Origin of the sequence: Pseudoalteromonas sp. S3776 (assembly GCF_005886915.1) — a bacterium.
Classification (GTDB): Bacteria; Pseudomonadota; Gammaproteobacteria; order Enterobacterales; family Alteromonadaceae; genus Pseudoalteromonas.
Map to the genome: position 1 here is coordinate 17,761 of NZ_PNCU01000065.1, position 25,140 is coordinate 42,900.

Below are 25,140 nucleotides of genomic sequence, written 5' to 3' on the forward strand. Positions count from 1 at the left end.
CGATAATTTATTAAACATTTAAAAAAAGTTAATATCAAACAATTGCGTTATAAAATATGCTTTACGCAACTAATCCCCTTACATTTAAGCATTATCCTTACTTATTCTGCTGTTAGTCTGCTTTGCAAACAAGTTAGAGGCTATATCAATTGGGTAATTATCGTTTATTAGCTCACTAATAAATTCAGAATACCCAGATGGCGGCGCAATTAAATAGCTTTTATGCTTAGCACGTGTGATCCCTACGTACAATAAACGTCGCTCCTCAGAATGCTTAAAAGTATCTTGCGTGGGTAATAATGCCTCAACAAGTAAATTGCCAGGGTTATTGCTAGGAAAGCCTAACTTACCCTGCTCGAAACCTATAATAATACAGTAATCAGCCTCAAGTCCTTTTGCGCCGTGCAGTGTCCAAAAATGCAGTGGATTAGCAAAATTGTTACCTACTAAATGTTGCTCTACCTCATTAAGCATAAATCGATATCGGCTCAATACGGCAATACTGGCCGTACTATTATTTTTATTAATTGTGGCTATAATTTGCTGCACTTTTAGCGCTACTGACTTTTTACCTTGGTGTAAATCGTCAAGTAACACAACTTGAGGGGTGCTTACTTGCGTATGTGTAGTGATGTGCTTTTTATATTGTTCAGGGTTTTGCATTACAAACCGCCCTGCCACTTCACTAATACTGTTGTTATATCTAAACGTTTTTTGCAATAACGTGAGTGAATGACTGCCTATTAAATCATTAAACCGTGTGGTCAGTGCCAAATTACCACCTGAAAATCGATAGATGGCCTGCCAATCATCCCCCACCGCAGTAAGGCAAGGTTGTGGACCACTTTTTATTAGCGTATTTAAAAGCGCCATACGTGCGCATGAAATATCTTGAAATTCATCCACTAAAATATGACGCCAAGGTACACTTACCTTACCCGATTTAACCGCCAATTCTGCGCTTGTAATCATGTCGTCAAAGTCAATAGCGCCTTGCTCTTTAAGTTTGTCAGCGTATGCACGCTGCATAGCCACTAACAATGTTGTATAACGCTTATGATTTATAATGCCACTTTTAGCAATTCGCGCTGCTATTTGCGAGCTGGATAAATGCTCTCCCCGTATTGCGCTTAGGCAGTTTAAGTATTTATTTATATTTTGCTTTAACAGCCCGGTTGCAGATAACCGCTCGTACACTGCATGGTTATCTAAGGGTTTAATGTTCACGTTATGTTTTTGTAGTTGCGTTTTTAAACGCTGCTCAAGCTGGCTTTCTTGCCAGTTATAGTGAAATGTTTGTACCAACAGTTGGCCGTGTTTTTTATGGTGCGCCCGTACTGATTTAACATGCCCACTATTGTGCGATTTAGTAATGTTCTGAGCTGAATTACCTTGTCTATCTATCGCAAAATGTACCAAATAAATGTTGTGCTGTGGCAAGTAAAAGTCGGCGGTGTCATCATTTTGGTAAGTGTGTTCAATTCCATACATATAAAGCCAATTGGCAATTAATAAGTGCTGATAACTGCTTACCTTTAACCCCGATAGGGTGTGATAGCTTTGTGCTTTTATAGCGGTTTTAGTTGCGGTATTGAGGCTATCATTAGGTTCGTACAGGGTCTCAATAAAGGTTTTACAAAAACGTGAGTCTGTTTTTAGGGTGTTGCTAAGCCACTGGGTAAACCATTTATTAAGCGCCAACGCATCCTTTGCAAAAGGCGATAAGTTAAGCGTTTTATTATCGCTTTTAAGTAACTTCAGCCCCAGCGCATGAAACGTTAAAATAGTAGGCGGCGTAACATTTAAGTTTGCTTGCTGCACCCTTAAATTAAAGCGCTCAGTTAACTCGTTTGCCGCATTTTTATTATAAGCAAGTATTAATATGTGCTCGGGCTTTACACCCTCTTGGACTATTAAATCCAGAGCCTTTGCAACTATTACCGATGTTTTGCCAGTCCCTGCAGCCGCTAGCACTAAATTTTTATCGTTATTGCGTATAACGCCAAGGCGCTGCTCCTGGGTAAGTGGGTTAGATTCAATCACATTATAAAAATCGGCTCTTGCCGCTAGTGTTTTTTGCTCATAGGCTTTGCGCAGTTGCTCTGTGGCATGCGCTGCTGTTGGTGAGCTACTTAAAATAGTTAAAAACTTAATATCAGTGATCGATAAATACTGCTGCCAGAGTGAAGGTGAAGCCCCATACTGCTGTGCCAGTGAAAACACCGCCGATTTTAGTACAGGCACATTTGAGTCGCGCAGGTACTCGTTTGTTGCATAGCGTTTTACAAGCATTTTTGCTGTATTCACTTTTTCTTCTAAGTAATTGGCAAACACGCTGTTTAACTGCTCACTAAGTGTTTGAGCCTGCTGTTTATTTAAAAAGCTAATTACCGTTTTTGTACCATGGTTAAGGGTTATTTTCCCGCTGAAGAGGCCTTTTTTAAAGTGGGTAAAATTAGTAAAGTCGCTTATTAAATACGCGCGTGAAGTATTATTTTTAAAATGTATAACGAGTGAATTTTGCTTAATAGTAACGGTGCTAATACGTGTAAAAAAACGCCCTAACCCGCTTGGAGTAGCAATAAACTGCGCCATAAAACCTTGAATAGACTAAAATTAAAAATAAATTTTACCATAGTTTAAATACCAAAGCGCGTTGCGCTTTAAAAGTGAGGGGGTTAGCCAAGCAAGTATAAACGTTTATTATAAAGTGCCTGTATGCTGGGAACATTTAATGTTTATACGATGGTAAATAACCCCTAAAAAATAAACACACCTTATTTACTCCTAAGCAGGTGTTTAAATTTGCTTAAATTTCACGTTTGAATATTGAAGAAAGTGCACTATTGGTTTAATGTGAAGTTTTTATTAAACGAGAAATAATATGGATTTAACTAAGGAAGAGTTAAGTTTTATTTCGTCTGTTGTAGGCAGTAACAAGGACAATACAAACGATAACTCACAGCTTAGCTTAAGAACCACCTTACCCGATACACTAAAAGGTTTGTTGTCTCATGCTAAATTAACTATGTTAGCTGAAGTTGGGCATTATCAATTGTGGTTTCCGCTTGAGTTTAAACTCAACGATGATGGTTACTTAAACCCCGTACTAAGTGCGCCAGAGGTTATTGATACCGAAGGTGTAGAAAGAAGCTGGCGTTATTCTGATCTTAACCTACAAAGTGAGCGCTTTTATGTACTTTCGCTCTCTAGTAGTGGCGTGCTACTAAAACCCCGCGACCATCGCTACAGCCTTGCCCACGCGCAACATATTACATTTAAACTACCCAATAAGAAAAAAGTCACCCTACTTGTAGATTTAGTCCGTAAAACTAACTTAGGCTATGCTGCTAAAATTGTCAGTATTAAAAGTGGTAAAGAAGCACTGCGTGAGTATTTGTTCGAAAAACATAAACGCGAAAACGCCACCTTATATGAAAATACGTCTGACGTAACCGAGCATTTCTAGTTGCAGGCTTTTTCTAGCAACGATAAGCTAATGCCTTTGTAAAGCGATAAATTAAAGGCACACAATGAGCGACTCTTTATACCCAATCGGTACCCCCAATACACCTTGGAACAGCAGTGATAAAGCAGCATGGTTACAACTTCAACAAAAAAAGCGTGATTATAACCAGCTCGTTGTGAGTAAAATCAAGCAACCTAACGCGTTTTTAAATGTTGAGCAGTACGGCGAGTTAGACTATTCACCACTTAAGTTTCCTCTTTATGCATATAAAAGTGAAAATTGGCAAAATGATCGCCCAACCATCTTAATTACTGGCGGGGTGCACGGCTACGAAACAAGTGGCGTTATGGGGGCGCTGGCATTTGCTCATACTGACGTTCAAAAATATATAAATAATTTTAACTTTGTTATTGCGCCGTGTATTAGCCCCTGGGGCTTTGAAACCATAAACCGTTGGAACCCTGAGGCCATTGACCCTAACCGCTCTTTTTACGATAACAGCCCAGCCCAAGAATCAGCTGCTATTATGAAATATGTAACCTCGCTTAACACTGAGTTAGTTGCGCACATTGACTTACACGAAACCACAGACACAGACAACAGTGAGTTTAGGCCGGCCTTAGCTGCCCGCGATGGTAAAATTAACACTAACTGGAATATACCAGATGGCTTTTATTTAGTGGCAGATAGCAAAAAACCAGCCCCTGAGTTTCAAAAGGCCATTTTAAATAGTGTTGAGAAGGTAACCCACATCGCCCCTAGTGACGAAAATAATCAATTAATTGGTGTACCGCAGGAACAATTTGGCGTTATAAACTACGCAGCTCGCGAATTGGGCTTATGCATGGGCTTTACTGACGCCCCGTATGTAACAACAACCGAAGTATACCCCGATAGCCCAAGCGCCTCAGATGAGCAATGTACTCAAGCGCAAGTAGCTGTTATTACCGGTGCGTTAGATTATTTAAAGTCACTCTAATTTTGAACTAATTTAAATTAGGAGCCTGCCATGCAATACAAAAATAAACATGCAGAGGTTACTCTATCCGTTGCGGGCAATATCGTGATTGCCCAGTTTAGCGGAAATTTAGACCTTGAAGTGTTAGCTAGCTTTAAAGCCGCTCTTTATGAAACAGTGGCTGAATTTGAAGGTAAGCAATGGGGTTACATAAGCGACTCATCGTGTATACTTGCGGCTACACCCGATGCAGAGCAAGAAATGGTTGCCATAAGTACACATATGCAACAGACTAACTGCTTAATAAGTGCATTTGTTCTCACCTCCCCTATTGCTATAAGCCAAATGCAGCGAATAATGCAAAACGCTAAACGCGATGTAGATTTTAACCAATGTTTATTTGATAACCTAGATGCTGCAAAACGTTTTATTTCATCGCAATTAAATAATGGCGTGAGCTAACTTTAGCCCAAGCCATTGCTAGTTTTTATAAAACTGACTTGTTTTAGTAATGGCTATGTCTGGATTTTCATTGGCTGAAATAATAAAGCTCACTGGCGTTACTTTTTTTTCAATGTCGTAACCATCGGCGGTGACTGTAACCGGGATTTTCTTCATGAGTCCTGGTAATACCAAAATAGAGCTTGGCGCACTAAGCATAGCCTTTGGTAGCCCTTCTATGGCTATGGCGTAATGCATTGGCTGCTGAGTTTTATTGATAATAGTGAGTGTATATGGGTTTTCTACTAAACCTTCATAATTTACACGGTACAAGGCGTTTCTGTCGCGCAGTACCGATGCCTCTATTGGCGTACGTTGCAACCCCCATGCAACCATAGAAATAATTAACACCCCTGTTAATACGCCATACCCCACTAATTTAAGCCTAAATGGATTGGTTTTTTTACCTTCGAGCTGTTTTTCGCTGGCGTATTTAATTAACCCTTTTTGATAACCAAATTTATCCATAGTGTCATCACAGGCATCAATACATAACCCACAATTTATACACTCATACTGCAAGCCGTTACGAATATCTATGCCTGCAGGACATACCTCTACACATAAATTACAGTCTACACAGTCGCCTAAATCAAGTGCTTTAGGGTCTGCTTTACGTTTACGAGGGCCGCGGTTTTCGCCGCGCTTTGCATCGTAGCTTACTACCAATGTATCTTTATCAAACATCACCGATTGAAAGCGAGAATACGGGCATGCCACGTTACACATTTTTTCGCGTAAAAAGCCAGCATTTCCATAAGTACAAAATGCAAATAAAAACACCCAAAAGCTCGTTATACCCGACCACTGTAAGGTAAACATTTCAAGGTATAAGCTTTTAGCGGGAATAAAGTACGCCATAAACGAGGTGGCCGTAAGCAGTGATATAACTAGCCACGCAGCATGTTTCGTTATTTTTTTACGCCACTTTAAAGCACTCCATGGCGATTTATCTAACTTTATACGCTGATTACGCGTACCTTCTATACGTTGCTCTACCCAACTAAACATTAACATCCAGATTGTTTGGGGGCAGGTATATCCACACCACACGCGGCCAAGCCAATTCGTGACAAAAAACAATGCAAAGGCGCCTACCATAAATAGCAGCGCTAAAATCATAAAGTCTTGCGGCAGTAAGGTTAAGCCAAAAATTGTAAATTTTTGCGTTGCTACATCTAGTAGCACCGCTTGCTCTCCTTTATATTGTATCCAAGGTATGGCTATAAATGTGAGCATGAGTAGCCAACCTAAGTTACGCCTTATGCGCTGAAAAAAGCCTTTTTGTTCGCGGATGTAAATCGGGCCCTCTGTTTTGTAGGGCTTAATGATCATGTCTTCTTCTTTAATATCAAACTTCATAGTACTTACTTAATAGTGACGGTATTAAGTAAACTTTTGCAACTTTCAGACCAAACTGAAACTTAATGTAAGTATTTGATGTAAAAGAATATATATTTGTGCCTATAAATTAGATTCGTGATATTTAACGAACCACGCGATATATCACGAATTTTTAGTAATACCTAGTTTACGCATTTTAGAACGAAGCGTGCTCTCTGGTAGCCCTAACTTACTTGCTGCACCTTTATCACCCGATATTTGCCAATTAGATAGTTCAAGCACGGCAGTGATATGCTGCTTTTGTGCTTCAGCAAGTGTAAAAGAGGCATTAACCACATTGCTTGTACCCGCTTGTAACGGCTGGCTTAGCTTAAGTATGTCGTGCTTTGATAAAATAGCTTCGCGTTCAAGTACGTTTTGGAGCTCGCGAATATTACCGGGCCAATCATAAGCTTGTAGTTGGCTAATCGCTTTTTTACTGAGACCTATTAACTGCTTACCTAAACGCTTATTAAGCTGAGTAATTAAATTAGTACACAAATAAGGGATATCTTCTTTGCGTTCTCTTAATGCCGGTACTTTAATAGGAAACACATTAAGCCGATAATATAAATCAATTCTAAAACTGCCTATTTGCACCATTTGCCATAAGTCACGATTTGTTGCCGCCAATACTCTAATATTTACCTTTAATGTAGTGCTACCGCCTACGCGCTCAAACTCTTGTTCTTGTAATACGCGTAGCAATTTACTTTGCGCCTCTAATGGCAACTCTGCCACTTCATCTAAAAACAACGTGCCCTTGTCGGCCAGTTCAAAGCGGCCTTTACGTCGCTCGTTTGCACCGGTAAACGCACCGCGCTCGTGGCCAAATAATTCAGACTCTAACAAACTGGGAGTAAACGCTGCGCAGTTAACTTTTATAAATGCTTGATTACTGCGCTTACTTAATCGGTGTAAGTTACGCGCCACCAGCTCTTTTCCCGTGCCGTTTTCACCGAGTATAAGTACGGTGCTGTCGGTTTCACTAACAAGTTTGATCTGCGCCAGCATAGCTTGAAAAACATGGCTTTGGCCCACTAAACCTGAGCCTTGCCAATCTTGGTTAAGCTCTTCAATTAAGTAGTTGTTTTCATCTTGTAGCTGCTCACTTAAGTGCTTAACTTGCTCAAGTGCTTGTTTTAGATCATTTTGTGTTTTTTTCTGCGCTGATATATCGCGAAATACCGCGACTGCACCTATTAACTCACCCTGCCTGTAAACTGGGGTAGATGTGTATTCTACTGCAAACGAGGTGCCGTCTTTTCGCCAAAATACTTCGTTTTTAACCTCGCGGCGTTTGCCATCAAACATGGTGCAATATATTTTGCACTCATCGGCCGGATAAGGGGAGCCGTCGGCATGGCTGTGATGGTGATATTGATGTATTTTTTTTCCTAATAACTCATCGGCTTTCCAGCCGGTCATGCGCACAGCAGCGGGGTTTACAAACACCGCGTTACCCGATAAATCAAAGCCGTAAATACCCTCTCCTACCGCATTAAGTAAAAGTTTAGGGTCGTTTAAAAACTGTTTTATCATTGCATCATCCTCGCGAAATATCACGATTATTATGTCATAAAGTCACGCGCTAAACAGTTAAATAAAGTCGCTTTTAATATAAGGCTTAAATAAAGTATTAATATCTATTTTTGCATTTAACTTAGTCGCAATTAAATAAAGCCCAGCCAGCTTACGATGAATAAACAACGCATCAACCGGTGGTGTATGCCATTGCTGCGACTGTGCGCTCAGCTCAAGCCCTGCATTTTTAATATTTGTTGCTAAGGGACTGTTTTTAAAATCAAACTCACCCGTGACTCTTAGCGGCTCACACGCCATTAAAAACAAATCAATAACATGGCTTTTGTAAGAATCGAGTATGGAGTCTTGAAAGTAACCTATTTCGCGTGCTGCATTTAACACGCCCGCCCTATTGTTTTCGGTGCCTGCAATAAATAGTGACAGGTAGGCCTTGCTCAACTCACTCGAAATCTCTCGGGTTGCCCCAAAATCAAATAACACAATTTGCTTACTCTGAGTCTGATAATGAAAATTAGCAAAGTTGGGATCCGTTTGAATTAGCTTAAACTCAAACATTTCTTTAAAAAATAAATCTATGAGGTTCGCTGCAATGTTATTTTGCTCACCTTGGGGTAAATTACTAAGCGCTTCTATAGGCGTGGCTTGTACATACTCCATTGCCAAAATGCGTTTAGTGTTATGAGCGGCATATACCTTAGGCACTTTAAACTCAACATGCCGGCTGAGCAATTTACCCACTTTTTTAAGGTAATGTGCTTCGCGTTCATAATCAGCCTCGGCAAGTAGCTGCGCTTTAGCCTCATTTATTAGTGGCTGTATATCAAGCTCTTTAGGGATTAAACGAGTAATGTTTAAAAGTGCAATAACATTATCTACATCGCTGTGCACACTTTGCGCTATACCAGGGTATTGAATTTTTACCGCCAGCTTTTCGCCATTTTCTTGATAAGCTAAGTGCACTTGACCAATAGAAGCCGCTGCAAAGGGGCTAAGTTCAATATGTGAAAAACGTCCAAGCCAATCATCACCCCATTCATTTTTAAGTACCTTAATTAACTGCTTATGCGGCATTGGGTTTGCACCAGCACGAAGCAATGCGAGTAGTTGGGCGAGCTCTGGGCTTAATAGCTCGCCCGCATCCATAGATAGTAATTGCCCTAGCTTCATGGCCGCACCACGCAGGTGTGAAAGCTGTTCAGCTAGCTTTGCTATGTTTTTAGGTTGTAAAAGTAAAGCTTTATTATCCCAACCATTACCAGAGAGCGCACTTTTGGTGCCATCTATAAGCATGTTGGTTGCTACACCACCGGCTAAAGAGCCAAGCTTTGCAAATCGAGAGAGTCTTGAGGTGGGTATGCTGCGAGAAGCTGCCATTATAAAAACCTAATTAGCCTGGGAAACAGGCTAATTAGTACGTACGTTTTACTGTGCTCGATCTAATTAAAAGCACCGTTTAGGGGGAAAGCTACCGTAATCGGTGTGCTGTTCATTAAAGTCGCGGAACTAATTTAATGGCCCCTTTTACTACTTTCATATCTAGGGGTAATTTACTTAATAACATCATTTTAGGGTCATCCATATTTAATGTATAAACAGGGTTAACCGCTAAAAAGGCGTTTATAACGTCCATGGCCTCATTATCAAGTGCCGCTAAATTACCTTTAAACCCCCCTGCATCCACGCTAGAATCTAGTAGTTTAATATTGCGTAAAAACACGGCTTTTTTTTCACTGTCGTAAAACGGGCTCCCTTCTATTTGCAACTTTAAGCGTACTGGGTATTTTAGGGCAAAAGCATTTACCTCAGCACTTGAATCAGCGCCTAGCACCACAACATCACGGTTATCGGGGCCTATATCTACACTTAAATCGTTTACATCAAACTGTACGGGCAAGCCCATTAAGCTCACCTTTTCGCTTAACTTAGGCAGTTGATTACCTAGTACACTTTCTACCTCTGAGCTGGTAAATGAATAAACAGACACGCCTTGTGTAGAATTACACGCGCTTAAAAGTAATGTGGTTAAAAACAGTAATAAAATTCTCATGCTCACCTTTATCCTCGTTGTAATTATAAAAAAGCCGCTTAAACAGCGGCTTTTATCATGCAATACCCGTATTTAATACAGGCAAATTACATATTATGCTGCGAAAATCGTTTTAATTTTAGCAAGTGTGTCAGGCTCAACTGAACCCTTACTGAGCGCTAATAACTGCTTTAAATAATAGTTTAAATCAGCATGCTCACCACGGTGTTTATCATCAAGCATGGCGACTTGCTCTGCCATTCTAAGCGCTGCATTTTGCGAGCTTACATTAGCAAGAATTTCCATTCTTGTAATAAGTTGCTCACTACTTAGCGACGTTGCAAGTGGCGCTTGAAACTGACTTGGTAATACATCGTTATTTTCAAGTGCATCAATAAGTGCTTCAAAATTAGCGCGTTGTGCTTGGCTTGTAAGTAAAGCGAGCTTTTCTTCAATCGCACTTAATAATGCTGCAACTTTTGGCGCCAGCGATTTATATTGTGCGTAGCCTTTTACTTTGGTTTCAAGATCATGCAATTGGGCTTTTTGATTTACTTGCTCAAGGGCATTTTCTAGCTCGGCCAGCTCTATTGCTGCTTGTTTATCTGTTTCGTTTTGAGCCAGCTTTTGCTGCTCAAACTCACTGCTACGTTTGCTAAAGGTTTCATCGTTATACTGACGAAACTTTTGCCATAGCGCATTTTCAGCTTTTAAACCTGCAAAACCTATACTTTGCCATTGCTGTTGTAATTGCTTTAGCTCTTGGCATGCTGCTGCTAAATCTTCACTTTGCGAAAGCACTGAGGCACGCTCCACTAAGGCACTTTTTTGTGTAGCGTTATCTTTATGATACGCATTTAATATAGCAAATACAGTTTGTTGCTGTGCTTTAAAGCTTTCATTTAATACGCGGTATGTTTTAGGGTCAACTTTACCTACGCTGCGCCACGCTTTATTTAAACGGTTGTATTGGCTTTCAAATTGCTTCCAGTCAAAGCTTTCGATAGCGGTGTCTTGCTCGCTTAGTGTTTGCATGTCGTTTATCAGGGTCTGACGCTGAGCTTTTGCCGCTTCACGCGCCACTTCTTGCTCAGCAAAGTAACTACGACACGGTGCAAACAACAGCTCTATGTTGCTATCAAACTGCTCACCTTGTTGCTTTTCTTGCTCTGTATCTAAACGGCCAAGCTCGTTCCAACGCTTACGAAACGCTTTAACTTGTTCAGCACGCTGCTGTGGGTCGTCACACGGTTGGTCGACTAACGCTGCCACTTCTTCAAGTAAGGCTTCACGTTTTGGTGCTGCCGCGTATTTTTGCCAATCTTTTGCTTCTGCAAGTTGCGCTTCTAAATCGGCTTTTAAGTTTACAAGTGGCTGCTGAAATTGCGGTGTTAATTTATCAAACAACTCTTCAAAGCCTTTAAATACACCAAATGCAACATTAAAGCGACCTTGTTCAATAAGGCGTTTTACATCGCGGGCTTTTCGTTTAGCGGTGCTTTGATTTTTTTCAAGCGGTTTTGTCAGCTCACTCATTTGCGCTAAAAACTGTTTTTTGTGCGCATTTAATTGCGATTTAAAGTTTTGCTGCAATGCCCCATCTAGCACATTTAGGTGGCTACGAGTTTCTTTAAATGCGTTATTAAAACGAGTTAAAACATCGTCGTAATCGGCTAGCTGCTGCGCTGGCTCTATGGCTTTTAGCTCATCAAACGCAATTTTAAATTGCGCAACTGCGCTACTAAGCTCGGGTAATTTAGCTACTTGGTTGAATAGTTTTTCAAGCTTAATAATAACCTGTTTAGTTTGGGCATTATCGCCGTGCTGCGCATCGGTTAACGTCTGCTTAGCCTGTGCTACCTTTGCCTCTAGCCAATCTTGCTGAATTTGCTCAGGGGTTTCTAAACCTAACTGTAATGCATTTTCAATTTCTTCACTTAGCGCCTCTAACGTTGCCAGTGCAAGCAGTTGGCGCTGTTGCTCTGCTAAACGCTGCTGCTGTTGTTCGTGCTGTGCTTTTAGTGTTGCAATATGTGCATCGAGTTTATCAGTAATGCTGATGTATTTTTTATCTAGCTCTTTAACGTGATCTTCGCTTAACCATTTAAGCTCAAGCGCTTGCCACTGCGCCATTAATTCACCGGCTTGTGGGTTTACTATGGCGTAATCGTTTTTATCTCGCAGTGCGTTTAGCTTTGCTAAAATAACGCGCGTTGCGCTTTCTACCTGAGCAGGCATTTCTATCGCTAAACGCTCGTTCTCACTATGTTGCTCTAGCTGCTGCTTTGCATCACCCTTAGCATGTTTTACTAATGACTTAACAAGTTGATGCGTTATAACTAGCTCTACAAGTTGGCTTTGAAGCTCTTCGCTACCTTCTTTAAATGCTTTTTCAATTAATTTAGGATTTGCTAAGCGCTTTAAAAGTTTAACGCGTACTTGCAGCTCTTTCTCAGCAAAGGCGAGTTTTTCAAGCGTTTTAACTGGCGCAAAACGGTCTATATACTCACTTTTAATTTGTGTGCTCAGTGCGCTTTCGTTATTTAACACAGCATTTGAAATTTGTATTTCAGCTACATCTTTTAGCACCTGATCTTGTTTATAAGCTTTCCACCACAGTGCTAAGTTATTTACTTTTTGCAGTGCTTTACGGCGTATTTCGGCTGAATTATCTTCCAGTGCTAATGAACTTAAAGTTGATGCGTCGCGCTCTACATCAAGTTTTTCAATCGCGTCTAGACGAACCTGTTGCTTTGGGTGTTTCCACTTAGGTGTAAAAAGGTGTTTAAAGATCATGTTCACTAAACCTAGCTATTTCGTTTTCAGATTTAAATTCTTTTTGTAATTGTGCTTTTGTTTTTTGGATCATTTCGCCATTAGCGCCAATAGTAAATTGCTCGTTCGATTGCGCTATTTTAGCTTGGTAAAGCATAACAAGTTGCACCGTTTGTTGCTTTTGCTCATCAGAAAGCCGCGTGCCATCGGGCCATTTACCCGTTGAAGCACCATACTGTAAACGCTCAAATAATTCGGGGGTGATATTTTGTACAAGGTTGTCAATATTCATGTCATCTTTTCTTTTTTAGAGTCACTAAAATAACGCGGTTTACTAAATACCAAATACAGCCAATACCAATTGCAACTGTATAAGCGTACCACTCAAGGGTTTCTTTTGCGGGTTGTAAAAAGTACAAGCAAAAAAAGCCACCTAAAAATAGTATGAGTGCCAAGAAAGAATGGTTCATAAACATTTGCTGTTTTTTAATTCGCTGTTCGCGCTGAAGCTGTTGTACCTGCTCAGAGTTAAGTGCGCCAATGTTACTATTGCAATGTGGACATTGCTGATGTTTATCTGAAATTGATTTTGCACATTTGGGGCAATGAATAATCGCCATACTACTCTCCATACTACGCATAAAAAAAGCGCCTTGCGGCGCCCTTTATTGTACTTGTTTTATTGCTCGTTGTCTTTTTTGAATTTAACCCAGTAGTCATCTACGGATTGTTTCATTTCTTTACGCAATAACATAATGCCAAATAAGTTGGGCAAGGTCATAACGACAATTGCAACGGCAGCTAATTTCCACACTAAAGTAGTATCGGCAAACGACGCCCAAAAGAACGCCGCAACGTAAAATACGCGATACGGCATAACAGAGCGATTACCGAGTAAATAAATCATGGCACGGTCACCGTAATACGACCATGCAATAGCTGTAGAAAACGCGAATAACAATAAGCCTATCGATACTATGTATTGGCCACTATCGCCAAAGAAGCCACGTGTAAAGGCTTTAGTAGTCAGCTCTGCTGAATGCACTAACGATTTACCAATTAAACTTATGCTGTCATCCGTTGGCATACCGTTTTTAACCTCAACAATACCTGTGTATTTATGTTTTTCGGTAAGGCCAAAACGGATGTCTTCACCAATTGAGCGAGAATGTAATACGGTAAAACCATTACTTGCCGGCTCGCCATTAACCACATTAATATTGCCGTTAAATAGCTCTACCTTGCTCTCGTTACCATTTAGGTAATTGTACAGCTCTTGGCGCTGGGCTTCGTTAGTTTCTGAGTAGTCACCTTTAATAATGCTCATTGACGATCGTTCAAAATGCGTTTCGAATTTTTCGTTCCATACGCCAGACGATAAAATAACTAAGCCTGTTAATGTACAAATAATGATTGTATCGATAAACGGCTCTAAAATTGACACCATACCTTCAGACACTGGCTCATCTGCCTTTGCCGATGCGTGAGCAATGGGTGCTGAGCCTTGACCCGCCTCATTCGAGAACAAACCACGGTTAACACCTCTGTTAAATGCATACGCAAAAGATGCGCCTAAAAAGCCACCCGCTGCAGCAGAGCCAGTGAAAGCATCAACAAATATTGAGGCAAACGAAGGTCCAATGTTTTCTACATTGTAAAAAATAACCCCTAACGCACCCACAATGTAAATAACAGCCATAATGGGCACTACACGTGATGTAATTGCAGCAATACGTTTAATACCGCCTAAAATAACCAACGCAAGTAAAATAGATAACACAGCACCGGTTGCCATAGGGGCAAAACCAAATGTAGCTTCCATACCCTGCGCAATATTATTAATTTGTGGCAAGCTGCCTGTACCAAATGAACTAATTACAGTAGCAACAGCAAATAAAATAGCTAGCCACTTCATATTTAGGCGTTTATCCATGTAATACATGGGACCGCCCGCCATGGTGCCGTCTTGTGTTTTTTCGCGGTATTTATGTGAAAGCGTAACTTCTACAAATTTGGTGGTCATACCAAAAAAAGCCGTCATCCACATCCAAAATAATGCTGCAGGGCCACCAATAGAAATAGCCAATGCTACCCCACCAATGTTACCTGTACCTACGGTACCAGAGAGCGCAGTAGCAAGTGCTTGAAAATGGGTTGTATCACCCTCGGTGCCTTTTTTATCAAACTTACCAGTAACCACCTTACACGCATGTTTGAAATAACGAATTTGTGGGAACTTTAAATAAATAGTAAAAAATAGACCAACACCTAAAAGCACGTAGGGGAACCACACTGCGCCCCCTAACATGCCATCTAGGCTATCTAAAAGTTGTCCGAATGCATCCACGCTAAATACCTCTTATTATTTTATTTGAGACTGTTGATTGTTTATTACTTATTGAGAGTTACGTAATACGATAACTAAGCTATTGCACACTTTTATTATTTGTTAATTTTGTAATAAAAAAGGGCAACATTTAATGTTGCCCCTACCTTATACTAATTTATCTTAATTTATCAACGACATTTACGATAGCCGCTAAAGTATCTTGACCAAATTGATACGAGCGGCGGTCTGACCAGCCGTAATCTGGGTCTGGTAAGTCGTTATTATCTTTAAACGGCATTTCAATTGTGTAAGTAAGTGCTTTAAACTCTTCTGCTGTTGCAGATGAGCCAACTGTTAAATTAGCTTTGCCCGGCTCGTCTTTATCGTAACCGTGCTCATCTTGAAACTCTGGCGTTATAGTAAGTAGCGCTGCTTTAAAGCTATCTTCTAGGTCTTTTAAGCGGTCATCGTAGCTTGGAATACCTTCACTGCCTGCCACAAAGTTATAAGGGATTGCTTCGTCACCGTGTATATCTAAATGCATGTCTAGGCCAGTTTCGCGCATTTTATTAAGCACTAAATACACTTCTGGGCTATTTTCCATGCTAGGCGTTTGCCATTCACGGTTTAAGTTAACGCCTTTTGCGTTAGTACGAAGGTGGCCACGTACGCTGCCATCTGGGTTCATGTTTGGTACTACATAAAACACAGCCTTTGATAATAGTGCTGCGGCATGCGGGTCTTCGTCATCTAGCAATTTGTGTAATAACCCTTCTACAAACCACTCTGCCATTGTTTCGCCTGGGTGTTGACGTGCTGTGATCCAGATTGTTTTTTTATCTTCGCTAGGCTGACCAATTTTAAGCACGCTCATATCACGGCCATCAAGTGTTTCGCCTAATGTTTGTAGTTGGCAAAGCTCTTCGCTTTGTGCCCACGCTAATAAATCTAAATGACGCTCGTAGCTGTAAGGCGCAAAGTAAGCAAAGTAAACACTGCCGCACTCAGGCTCTAGCTCAAACGTAAGTGTGCCATTTTCGTAATTTGAAGGCACACGGAACCAGGTTTGACGGTCGTACGAGGCAACCGCTTGGTAACCTTCCCAGCCATCGGGGTAAGCTGATTTATCTAAATTATTAATGTTTAACTTATGCAATTGATAAGGTGTTGTTTCAAGGCGAAAGTGAAACCATTGATAAAATTCAGACTGGTGATCATTGTTAATTTCTAATTGAATATTTAGCGGATCGGTGGCTTCGATAACCTTTATGTTACCACTATCAAAATTGCTGCTGATTTTCATGAAAAAACCTTAAGGTAGAATAAGTTTATCTGCTTCACTTGCAGAACTGACACTATTTTATAAATAGTAAAATGCATAATTACGGGATAACCGCAGTACACATCTCAATAATTAAAGCCTACCACACAGGGTACACTTTAAAAATATTACGCGACTAAAAAAGCCAGCAAAAAAGCTGGCTTAGTATAATTGCGTTTATATTAGCGAGGTAAGCTTGGGAAAGCCACTTCAGCCATATCACGCATACAGCGTACTACTTGGCAGCTGTAACCAAATTCATTGTCGTACCATACGTATAATACAACGCGGTTACCTTCAACAATGGTAGCTTGCGAATCAACCACACCCGCATAGCGGCTACCCACTAAATCGGTCGATACAATTTCAGTTGATGCGGTGTAGTCGATTTGGTCGCGCAATTCTGAGTGCAATGCTGTTTCACGTAAAAACGCATTTAGCTCTTCTGTCGTTGTGCTGCTATCAAGGTTCAAGTTTAATATAGCTAGCGATACATTCGGTGTAGGCACACGAATCGCATTACCTGTTAGTTTACCTTCCAATTCTGGTAAGGCTTTAGATACTGCTTTAGCTGCACCTGTTTCGGTAATTACCATATTAAGCGCTGCGGCACGTCCACGGCGCTCTGCTTTGTGATAGTTATCAATAAGGTTTTGATCGTTTGTGTAAGAGTGCACGGTTTCTACGTGGCCGTTATTAATACCAAACTTATCGTTCAATGCTTTTAAGGTTGGCGTAATCGCATTGGTGGTACAGCTTGCTGCACATACAATTTTATCTTCAGGCTTAATGTCTTGGTTATTTACACCGTAAACAATATTTTTAATGTTGCCTTTAGCCGGTGCTGTTAATAATACTTTTGCAGCGCCTTTAGACTCTAAATGCTGACCAAGGCCCGCTTCGTCTTTCCAAATACCAGTGTTATCTACAACAAGTGCATTTTCGATACCGTAAGCAGTGTAATCAACTTCGCTTGGCGAGTTAGCATAAATCACTTGGATGTAGCTACCATTGGCTTTAATTGCATTACGCTCTTTATCAATGGTAATTGAGCCATTAAATGGGCCATGAATTGAATCGCGACGTAATAAGCTTGCACGTTTTTCAAGGTCACCTTCTTTACCACCACGTACTACAATTGCACGTAAACGTAAGTCGGCATAAGGGCCTGATTTTTCAATTAATAAGCGCGCTAGTAGACGCCCAATACGACCAAAACCGTAAAGCACTACATCACGCGGCTCTTTGGCTGGTGAGTCGGCTATCTCAGCTAATTCGTCTTTTACAAACTCATCAACTGTGCGGCCATTAGCAGCATCACTGTACAAATAGCTATAAGCCAGTTTACCAATATCAATACGTGCTGAATTTAACTCCATTTTGCTAATCGCTTCTAAAAACGGAAAGCTTTCGCGTAAACGTAATTTAGTGCCTTCAAATTGAGCTACAGTTTTATGTGATTTGATAATATCGATAGTACTGGCATTAACGAGAGGACGGCCATATACAGCGATTTCTATGCCACGGTTACGATAAAGCTTACCAATAATAGGTTGCATGCTTTCAGCGTAATCTTGACGTTCTTGCCAACTATTTGTGTATTCTAATTCGTGAGATGAGGTCATTTTATTTACCTAATTTAATCATTTTGAACGGATAGCCTATAAAAATGCATTCGATTTTGAGAGTAATGCACTTCAGGCAGGGCTATTCTAAGGTAATCTAAAGTTATTCTCTACTGTTAGCGGACAAATGATTGCGCTAGAATGGTAATGTATATATTCATTTGAGGTTAAGGAATGGTTTTAAGAGCAGGCGCAATACTCACATTGCTCGCGTTAACAGGATGCGAAGAGCCACTGACTCTCGCTCAAGTATGTAAGGAAACACCTGGCTTTTGTAGTGATTTAAATAAAGATAGCCATTGTAAAAATGAGCGTTCTGAGGTTATTTTAAAACGCTATATTGAATATAAAAAACCCACAGATGAAAACAAATACCAATTACTAAAAGGGTTTGAATCGTATAATCAATGTATTACTTTAGCCGCAAAAATTGAGCATATTAAACTAAAGTCTAAAACGACGTCGCGCATAGAAGGCCAACTTACTAGTATTAAAGAAATGACCCGCCTTTATCAAGACACAAAAAACACAAACCACCCTGGTTTGCTTTACTATCATTGGTCGCGTAACAATGAGCAAAATGCACTAACACGTTTGCTTGCAATGGAAAATGACGAAAGCGTCACCAATAGCGCAGAGATGCAGTTTTATCTTGCCTCTTATTACATTAAATTTGATGATGAAAAAACGATTGATTTGCTCTACAAAACGCTTGAGCTAAATAAACAAGGTCAACAACCAAACCCTGAAGTGTATACCTCGTTAATTAGCTTGTTTTATAAGCATGATAAATATAAACACGCTTACATTTTTTCAAAAGTGGCGCAAAGCGCTGGTATAGAAAATATAGATTTATTACCAATAGAGCACCAACTAATGAGTGATGGTAAAAATTTAGATGCACTCGATACACTTGCCCAACAAACGTATGAGCAAATACAAAACGGTGAGTTTGTATCACCGCGAGAGTTTTAGGTAAGCAAAACCCTGGCATTAATCATGTTTTTAAAACATGAAACCCTAAGGTTTTAAATAAAAAAGGCAGCTTTCGCTGCCCTTTTTTATTTTGCTTTGCTTGTACCCACTTCTACACGGGTTTTAAGCTTTTGACCTGGTCTAAAGGTCACCACGCGGCGCGCCGAAATAGGGATGTCTTCTCCTGTTTTCGGGTTTCGGCCTGGTCTTTCTTTTTTATCACGAAGATCAAAGTTACCAAATCCAGAGAGCTTAACCTGCTCGCCTTTTTCAAGCGCTGAGCGGATTTCTTCAAAAAACGCTTCAACTAAATCTTTGGCATCTTTTTTATTGATCCCGAGCTTTTCAAATAGGTGTTCAGCTATGTCGGCTTTAGTAAGCGCCATATCTAGTCCCTCAACGATGCATTAAACTTTTCGGCCAATGTGGCCACCACGTTATCAACTACCAGATTGATATCTTTCTCTTCGAGTGTTCTATCAACCGCCTGCAGTGTTAGAGCAATCGCCAAACTCTTATAATTTGGCTCAATACCTTTGCCCTTATACACATCGAATAAGTTTAGGTCAACCAATTGATTTCCGCCAACTTTTTCTATTGTGCTTAAAATATCACCTGAATTAACGCTGTCAGCCACTAAAATCGCGATGTCGCGGCGATTTGAAGGGAATTTTGAAACCCCTACAGCTTGCGGTAAATTTCTTTTTTCTATTGCAGACATTTCTATTTCAAATACAAAAGTTGCGTTATTGATATCTAACGATTTTTGCACCTGAGGGTGAAGAGCACCAAAAAATCCTACCTTTTTACCATCAACATAAATTACCGCTGATTGGCCCGGGTGTAAACCATCTGACTGCTCTGCTTTAATTTCAAAGCGGCTTGTATCGTTGGTGATTGCTAATAAGGCTTCAACATCACCTTTTAAATCGTAAAAATCAACGTTGCGTTTTTGCTCAACCCAATGCTCACCATGTGCAAGGCCTGTGATCACACCGCCAATCACAGGGATTTGTTGCAAGCCATTTTCTGCACTGTCGTCGCTAATAAATTTAAGGCCATGTTCAAATAAACGAATACGTGGTTGTTGACGGTTTTGATTATACGCAACCGATGCTAAAAGCCCTGGCATTAAGCTTACACGCATAGCCGACATTTCAATTGAAATTGGGTGCGGCAATATAAGCGGTGCACTTTGCGGGTGTATAATAGCTTGTGCTTTAGGGTCTACAAAACTGTACGTGATTGCTTCTTGGTAACCACGTGTCACTAACGTATTACGAAACTTACTTAGCGCAATGGTTGACTCATCATGCGTAGTCATTTTTAACTTTGCAGTTGGGGCAACATTTGGAATACTGTTGTAACCATAAACACGCGCAACTTCTTCAATTAAGTCTTCTTCAATAGATATATCGAAACGGTAACTTGGTATATCAGCGCTCCAGCTATCGTTTTCAAACTTAACGTCTAACCCTAAACGAGTCAAAATATCAGTCACTTTTGCATCGTCAATATGATGACCAATTACACGGTCTAAACGTGCACGACGTAGACGTACTTCAGTCACTTTTGGTAGTTTATCAGCAGCCACAGCTTCTACAACCGGTCCTGCTTCACCGCCAACAATATCAAGTAATAAAGCGGTTGCGCGCTCCATTGCATCATGTTGAAGGGTAAAATCAACACCACGCTCATAGCGGTGTGATGCATCGGTATGTAAGCCATAACTACGGGCTTGGCCTGCAATTGCTACCGGATTAAAAAACGCGCTTTCTAATAAAATATCAGAGGTTTTTTCTGTTACACCTGATTGCTCGCCACCAAAAACACCAGCAATCGCCAGCGCTTTATTATCATCAGCTATCACAAGTGTTGATTCATTCAGTTTTGCAGTATTGCCATCAAGTAATACGAGTTCTTCGTCTGCACGAGCATTACGTACTTTAATACCCCCTTCAATTGCATTTAAATCAAATGCATGCATTGGGTGGCCAAGTTCTAGTAATACATAGTTAGTAACATCAACAACAGGGTCGATTGAGCGAATACCACTACGGCGTAGTTTTTCAACCATCCAAAGTGGTGTTTCTGCATCAAGGCTAACGCCTTTAATTACACGCCCTAAGTAACGCGGACACGCATCAGCATTAACAAGCTCAATAGATACTTTATCGTCAATAGTGCCGCTAACAGCTGGAATTTGTAGCTCGTTTACATCAACACTGTTTAATACACCGACCTCGCGTGCAAGGCCTTTTATACCTAAGCAATCACCACGGTTTGGCGTTAAGTCAACATCAATTATGTTGTCATCTAGGCCTAAGTATTCGCGCAAGTCTGTACCAATTGGCGCATCGCTTGGCAATTCCATAATACCGTCGCCTTCTTCGCTAATACCTAGCTCTACAAAAGCACACAACATGCCATGAGATGGCTGACCGCGTAATTTGGCTTTTTTAATTTTAAAGTCGCCCGGTAAAACAGCGCCCACTGTTGCAACTGCTACTTTAATGCCTTGGCGACAGTTTGGCGCACCACACACAATATCAAGTAACTCATCGCCACCTACATTGATTTTAGTAACGCGAAGTTTATCTGCATCTGGGTGCTGTGCACACTCTACTACTTCACCAACGACTACGCCGTTAAAATCCGCTGCGGCGCTCTCAACTGCGTCAACCTCAAGGCCAGCCATAGAAAGCTGTTCCGAAAGAGCTTGCGTATCAATAGCAGGGTTTACCCACTCTCTTAACCACTTTTCACTAAATTTCATTTTATATTTTCACTCTTAACGGAACTGGTTTAGGAATTTTAAGTCATTTTCAAAAAATGCACGTAAGTCATTTACGCCATAGCGCAGCATGGTCAAGCGCTCTACGCCCATACCAAAAGCAAAACCGGTGTATTTTTCTGGGTCAATACCCACTGACTTAAGTACATTAGGGTGAACCATGCCACAACCTAATACTTCAAGCCATTTACCGTCTTTACCCATAACATCTACTTCAGCTGAAGGCTCTGTAAATGGGAAGAATGAAGGACGGAAACGAATTTCCATGTCTTCTTCAAAAAAGTTACGCAAGAAGTCGTGTAAAATACCTTTAAGCTCTGTGAAGCTTACGTCAGTATCAACCATTAAACCTTCTACCTGATGAAACATTGGGGTATGCGTTTGGTCGTAATCGTTACGATATACTCGACCAGGCGAGATAATTCGCAGTGGTGGCTGCTCTGTTTCCATAGTACGGATTTGCACACCACTTGTTTGCGTTCGCAGCACTAATTTAGGGTTGAAATAAAAGGTATCGTGATCAGCACGTGCGGGGTGATGCTCAGGAATATTTAGCGCATCAAAGTTATGAAAATCGTCTTCTACTTCTGGGCCTGATTTCACAGCAAAACCTAGTTCACCAAAAAAGCTTTCTATACGCTCGATTGTGCGCGTTACTGGGTGTAATCCACCGGTTGGCATTACGCGCCCTGGTAAAGTTACATCAATTGTTTCAGCCGCTAGCTTTTCTTCAAGCGCTTTACTTGCTAAAAGCTCACGCTTTTCGTTAATTGCTTGTTGTACATCTTGCTTTGCTTGGTTAATTACTTGGCCTGCTTCTTTGCGTTCTTCAGGCGCAATTTTACCCAGTGTTTTAAGTAAGCTTGTGATTTCGCCTTTTTTACCAAGGTAATTAACCCTGATCTCTTCTAGTTGCGCGATTTCACTGGCACTGGCAACAGCCTCAAGTGCTTGCGCTAAAATATTTTCTAAGTTCATTCGATACCTGATCTTTCAAAGAAGGTGATTACAATTTTGTTGAGTAATGATAACTGAAAGCAGGGTCTAGATTCTAGACCTACTACAGCTTTAACGTTGATTTTATGAAGGGAATTGTTAATTTTCGTTGTGCGGCCATTGATGCGTGATCTAATTTGTCTAATACGTCTAATAAAGCACGCATATCGCGGCTCAAGCGCGTTAATAAAAAACGCGCGCATTCATCGCTTAGTTCAAGCCCACGCATATGCGCACGCTTAACAAGTGCTTGTGCTTTATCATCGTCGCTCATTGAACGAATTTGAAAAGTGGTTCCCCACTTTAAGCGAGACTCTAAGTCAGGTAAGCTAATATTTAACATATCGGGTAGTAAATCAGCCGTTACTACCAACATTTTACCGGGCTCGTTAAAGCGATTAAAAAAGTTAAAAAGGGCTTTTTCCCACGCATCATTACCAGCAACTAAGTGCACATCATCAATACATAATACGTCTAGGGCTTCTAAACCGTCTAGTACCATAGGGCCAAAGTCGATAACTTCGCGCATAGATAAAAGCATGTTCGACCAACCACGCTCTTGGGCTTGAATGCAGGTTGCGTACAACAAGTGAGACTTACCAGAGTCACCCAACCCGCACAAATAGGTGTATTGAAATTTATTGGCAACCTTTGAAAAGCTCGCCTTGAGATGATTTACCTCTAATGAGTCTTCTCCACCAAAGTAAGAAGCAAATGTTTCATCGTCAGGCAGGGTGACCGGCAGCGCCATTTGCATTGGCTCAGCGCTTAGCATTACTCACCGACCCATTGATACTCAAGACTATTTTTATCTACAACGTGGTAAAATGCACGTGGGTCGACATAGTCTTTAAATACACTATCAAGCCCAAGGCCTTTTTTAAGATCTGCCACACTGCCAGTATGGTTAAGCTTAAACTCAACAAACTCTGGGGTTTTACGCATAATCGTTACTTGCGTTACGACACTTAAATTTTGTAAACGGCGTTTTGCAAGTTCAATGTCGACAAAGCTCTGAGTGCCTTTTAAGGTGAGCGTAGCCGCAGCTTGTTCATAATATGCATTAGGGTCAATAGCGTATTCATTGGCTAAACCCAACGCTAAACTATCTATCATCTCGCCTACAATTTGTTGTTTATCACCCTCAAGTCGGTTTGAATCGAATAAGTCATCATTAGTGAAACGCCAGTCTAAAATCCAAGTTTCACTGTCAGGCTCTTGATACATTCTTGCCGTGATACTTCGCTCTGCACTATAACGTCGAGACGCCTCTTCAACAGGCCCTGAAAAGTTGCCCCACACCTCGGGGATCCCAACTAAACGTCTGTCTTGTAGATCCAATAACGGTACCACCACGGGCAAACCACGCCGTCCGGCTTTGTCATATATAAGTTGCTCTAACTGAGGGTAACTTTCTTGGGTTACGAGCTCTCTACGCCAGTTGTCTTCAATGCCTAACCAAATGGCAACCAGTGGTCGCTGAACACCCCAAAGAGGTAAATTTAATTCTTTAATTAGTTCATTAATTTTACGCGCTTCAAATTTAACGACTAAATTAAGTTGACCATTTGCTTTTTCATCATATTCAAATTTAAGCATGTAATTTGAAATATTTTTGGTACGCTGCTGAGCAAGCTTATTTTGATCAGCAGACTCATCACCGCTTACCTTTACTAAAACATTAAGTAATGCTTTACGGCTAGCGGCCAAACGCGTGTCTCGGCTTTTATCGTCTACTTTTAATATATCTTGATACAGATCAGTTACTTCAACTGCCGATACAGAGAAACAAAATATAAATGATATGGCACTAATTAATAATCTATACACTGGCTATTAGTTCTTGGTTTTAAACTATTTTGATCCTAAATCAAAGCCACTAACAAAGCAAAATTATATTTGTAATCTAGCTATGTTGAATAAATATTGTTTATCTTAAAGCTTAAATACAGAAACAAACTGCTACTTAGCTATATGTAAAATGGATTGTTATTGGTGAGGCGAATAAAGAACTAGTCGGGTTTTCTTGTATTTGAGCCTGGCGAGGTCGTAGAGCCTATAGCGGTAGAAAGCCAAAGTGAAATGGAATGTCATCATTGTTAAATGCATTTGATAGCCAAAACACGGTTCACAAAGAGACGCTGCGCTTAAGAGACGCTCCGCTTTAGAGAAGAACATGCTGGATATAACTTTTCTTCAGACGTAAAAAAACCAACTATTGCAAGTCGGGCTTTCTTGTATTTGGCGCCAGGCGATGTCGTAGTGCCCACAGCGGTGGAGAGTAACATAGCAAAGTACTCTTAATGTTTTTTAATGGGATTCACTGAGCACTGAGGTGGTCGTCGCGTTCTTTTACCCGTAGGTTTCGTTATACTCAACCCACGCTACAAAGTACTGGTTGACGCTGTGCAGCTGATAGCTGACGGCTGATAGCTACTATTTT

20 protein-coding genes are annotated in these 25,140 nt (G+C 40.7%); 4 read left to right on the plus strand and 16 right to left on the minus strand.

What is annotated here, in order from left to right:
- Positions 1-84 precede the first annotated feature (84 nt).
- Positions 85-2,595 carry a UvrD-helicase domain-containing protein gene (locus CWC16_RS17870; RefSeq protein ID WP_138542513.1) on the minus strand — a complete coding sequence of 837 codons (2,511 nt, stop codon included), beginning with the start codon at positions 2,593-2,595 and terminating at the stop codon, positions 85-87.
- Between the two features lie 289 nt (positions 2,596-2,884).
- Between CWC16_RS17870 and CWC16_RS17875 the strand changes: the two genes are divergently transcribed.
- The 3 genes from CWC16_RS17875 (at position 2,885) to CWC16_RS17885 (ending at position 4,889) form a co-directional block, all read left to right on the plus strand.
- A complete protein-coding gene (locus CWC16_RS17875) occupies positions 2,885-3,469 on the plus strand; it encodes a hypothetical protein (protein ID WP_138542514.1) in 585 nt (194 codons plus the stop codon).
- A 64-nt stretch (positions 3,470-3,533) separates the two neighbouring features.
- Complete coding sequence (locus CWC16_RS17880; protein WP_138542515.1) at positions 3,534-4,448, plus strand: M14 family metallopeptidase; 915 nt, start codon at positions 3,534-3,536, stop codon at positions 4,446-4,448.
- A 30-nt stretch (positions 4,449-4,478) separates the two neighbouring features.
- Positions 4,479-4,889 (plus strand): hypothetical protein, encoded by a 411-nt coding sequence (locus CWC16_RS17885; protein ID WP_138542516.1) that lies wholly within the window; start codon positions 4,479-4,481, stop codon positions 4,887-4,889.
- An 18-nt stretch (positions 4,890-4,907) separates the two neighbouring features.
- Here the strand turns inward: CWC16_RS17885 and ccoG are convergent, their stop codons facing one another.
- From ccoG to CWC16_RS17935, 10 genes are all read right to left on the minus strand, one after another.
- Entirely contained in the window at positions 4,908-6,290 is a 1,383-nt protein-coding gene (gene ccoG / locus CWC16_RS17890; RefSeq protein WP_138542517.1) for a cytochrome c oxidase accessory protein CcoG, read from the minus strand.
- Positions 6,291-6,434: 144 nt separating this feature from the next.
- Positions 6,435-7,853, minus strand: a complete 1,419-nt coding sequence (locus CWC16_RS17895; protein WP_138542518.1) for a sigma-54 interaction domain-containing protein — start codon at positions 7,851-7,853, stop codon at positions 6,435-6,437.
- 57 nt (positions 7,854-7,910) lie between these two features.
- Positions 7,911-9,230, minus strand: a complete 1,320-nt coding sequence (locus tag CWC16_RS17900; protein WP_138542519.1) for an ABC1 kinase family protein — start codon at positions 9,228-9,230, stop codon at positions 7,911-7,913.
- Between the two features lie 115 nt (positions 9,231-9,345).
- Complete coding sequence (locus CWC16_RS17905) at positions 9,346-9,903, minus strand: YceB family lipoprotein (protein ID WP_138542520.1); 558 nt, start codon at positions 9,901-9,903, stop codon at positions 9,346-9,348.
- Positions 9,904-9,996: 93 nt separating this feature from the next.
- Positions 9,997-12,678 (minus strand): DUF349 domain-containing protein, encoded by a 2,682-nt coding sequence (locus CWC16_RS17910; RefSeq protein ID WP_138542521.1) that lies wholly within the window; start codon positions 12,676-12,678, stop codon positions 9,997-9,999.
- A complete protein-coding gene (locus CWC16_RS17915) occupies positions 12,668-12,949 on the minus strand; it encodes a YeaC family protein (protein ID WP_138542522.1) in 282 nt (93 codons plus the stop codon). Before CWC16_RS17915 ends, CWC16_RS17910 begins: the two co-directional genes overlap by 11 nt.
- Before the next feature lies 1 nt (position 12,950).
- Positions 12,951-13,277 (minus strand): hypothetical protein, encoded by a 327-nt coding sequence (locus CWC16_RS17920; RefSeq protein WP_055016234.1) that lies wholly within the window; start codon positions 13,275-13,277, stop codon positions 12,951-12,953.
- Positions 13,278-13,336: 59 nt separating this feature from the next.
- The gene (locus CWC16_RS17925) at positions 13,337-15,004 is read right to left on the minus strand and encodes an alanine/glycine:cation symporter family protein (RefSeq protein ID WP_138542523.1); all 1,668 of its coding nucleotides are present in this window, start codon (positions 15,002-15,004) and stop codon (positions 13,337-13,339) included.
- Between the two features lie 157 nt (positions 15,005-15,161).
- Positions 15,162-16,289, minus strand: a complete 1,128-nt coding sequence (locus CWC16_RS17930; RefSeq protein WP_055020318.1) for a M14 family metallopeptidase — start codon at positions 16,287-16,289, stop codon at positions 15,162-15,164.
- A 200-nt stretch (positions 16,290-16,489) separates the two neighbouring features.
- Entirely contained in the window at positions 16,490-17,932 is a 1,443-nt protein-coding gene (locus CWC16_RS17935) for a glyceraldehyde-3-phosphate dehydrogenase (RefSeq protein ID WP_055016231.1), read from the minus strand.
- Positions 17,933-18,106: 174 nt separating this feature from the next.
- Here CWC16_RS17935 and CWC16_RS17940 point away from each other — a divergent pair, with 174 nt between their 5' ends.
- Complete coding sequence (locus CWC16_RS17940) at positions 18,107-18,907, plus strand: DUF2989 domain-containing protein (protein ID WP_055016230.1); 801 nt, start codon at positions 18,107-18,109, stop codon at positions 18,905-18,907.
- 86 nt (positions 18,908-18,993) lie between these two features.
- On the opposite strand, the gene ihfA is transcribed toward CWC16_RS17940, so the two are convergent.
- The 5 genes from ihfA to CWC16_RS17965 form a co-directional block, all read right to left on the minus strand.
- Entirely contained in the window at positions 18,994-19,293 is a 300-nt protein-coding gene (ihfA, locus tag CWC16_RS17945) for an integration host factor subunit alpha (RefSeq protein ID WP_002960690.1), read from the minus strand.
- A 2-nt stretch (positions 19,294-19,295) separates the two neighbouring features.
- The gene (gene pheT, locus CWC16_RS17950; RefSeq protein ID WP_138542524.1) at positions 19,296-21,683 is read right to left on the minus strand and encodes a phenylalanine--tRNA ligase subunit beta; all 2,388 of its coding nucleotides are present in this window, start codon (positions 21,681-21,683) and stop codon (positions 19,296-19,298) included.
- A gap of 15 nt (positions 21,684-21,698) precedes the next feature.
- The gene (gene pheS, locus CWC16_RS17955; RefSeq protein ID WP_055016228.1) at positions 21,699-22,679 is read right to left on the minus strand and encodes a phenylalanine--tRNA ligase subunit alpha; all 981 of its coding nucleotides are present in this window, start codon (positions 22,677-22,679) and stop codon (positions 21,699-21,701) included.
- 82 nt (positions 22,680-22,761) lie between these two features.
- Positions 22,762-23,472 (minus strand): DnaA regulatory inactivator Hda, encoded by a 711-nt coding sequence (gene hda / locus CWC16_RS17960; protein ID WP_171037686.1) that lies wholly within the window; start codon positions 23,470-23,472, stop codon positions 22,762-22,764.
- Positions 23,472-24,527, minus strand: coding sequence for a DUF2066 domain-containing protein (locus CWC16_RS17965; RefSeq protein WP_138542525.1), 1,056 nt, complete (start codon positions 24,525-24,527; stop codon positions 23,472-23,474). Before CWC16_RS17965 ends, hda begins: the two co-directional genes overlap by 1 nt.
- Positions 24,528-25,140: the final 613 nt, after the last annotated feature.

Coding starts and splice junctions, on each gene's coding strand:
- CWC16_RS17905 (WP_138542520.1), bottom strand. CDS start 9,903: ATGAGAATTTTATTACTGTTTTTAACCACATTACTTTTAAGCGCGTGT.
- CWC16_RS17910 (WP_138542521.1), bottom strand. CDS start 12,678: ATGATCTTTAAACACCTTTTTACACCTAAGTGGAAACACCCAAAGCAA.
- pheT (WP_138542524.1), bottom strand. CDS start 21,683: ATGAAATTTAGTGAAAAGTGGTTAAGAGAGTGGGTAAACCCTGCTATT.
- CWC16_RS17915 (WP_138542522.1), bottom strand. CDS start 12,949: ATGAATATTGACAACCTTGTACAAAATATCACCCCCGAATTATTTGAG.
- hda (WP_171037686.1), bottom strand. CDS start 23,472: ATGCTAAGCGCTGAGCCAATGCAAATGGCGCTGCCGGTCACCCTGCCT.
- CWC16_RS17940 (WP_055016230.1), top strand. CDS start 18,107: ATGGTTTTAAGAGCAGGCGCAATACTCACATTGCTCGCGTTAACAGGA.
- ccoG (WP_138542517.1), bottom strand. CDS start 6,290: ATGAAGTTTGATATTAAAGAAGAAGACATGATCATTAAGCCCTACAAA.
- CWC16_RS17895 (WP_138542518.1), bottom strand. CDS start 7,853: ATGATAAAACAGTTTTTAAACGACCCTAAACTTTTACTTAATGCGGTA.
- CWC16_RS17875 (WP_138542514.1), top strand. CDS start 2,885: ATGGATTTAACTAAGGAAGAGTTAAGTTTTATTTCGTCTGTTGTAGGC.
- ihfA (WP_002960690.1), bottom strand. CDS start 19,293: ATGGCGCTTACTAAAGCCGACATAGCTGAACACCTATTTGAAAAGCTC.
- CWC16_RS17885 (WP_138542516.1), top strand. CDS start 4,479: ATGCAATACAAAAATAAACATGCAGAGGTTACTCTATCCGTTGCGGGC.
- CWC16_RS17920 (WP_055016234.1), bottom strand. CDS start 13,277: ATGGCGATTATTCATTGCCCCAAATGTGCAAAATCAATTTCAGATAAA.
- CWC16_RS17870 (WP_138542513.1), bottom strand. CDS start 2,595: ATGGCGCAGTTTATTGCTACTCCAAGCGGGTTAGGGCGTTTTTTTACA.
- pheS (WP_055016228.1), bottom strand. CDS start 22,679: ATGAACTTAGAAAATATTTTAGCGCAAGCACTTGAGGCTGTTGCCAGT.
- CWC16_RS17900 (WP_138542519.1), bottom strand. CDS start 9,230: ATGGCAGCTTCTCGCAGCATACCCACCTCAAGACTCTCTCGATTTGCA.
- CWC16_RS17930 (WP_055020318.1), bottom strand. CDS start 16,289: ATGAAAATCAGCAGCAATTTTGATAGTGGTAACATAAAGGTTATCGAA.
- CWC16_RS17935 (WP_055016231.1), bottom strand. CDS start 17,932: ATGACCTCATCTCACGAATTAGAATACACAAATAGTTGGCAAGAACGT.
- CWC16_RS17880 (WP_138542515.1), top strand. CDS start 3,534: ATGAGCGACTCTTTATACCCAATCGGTACCCCCAATACACCTTGGAAC.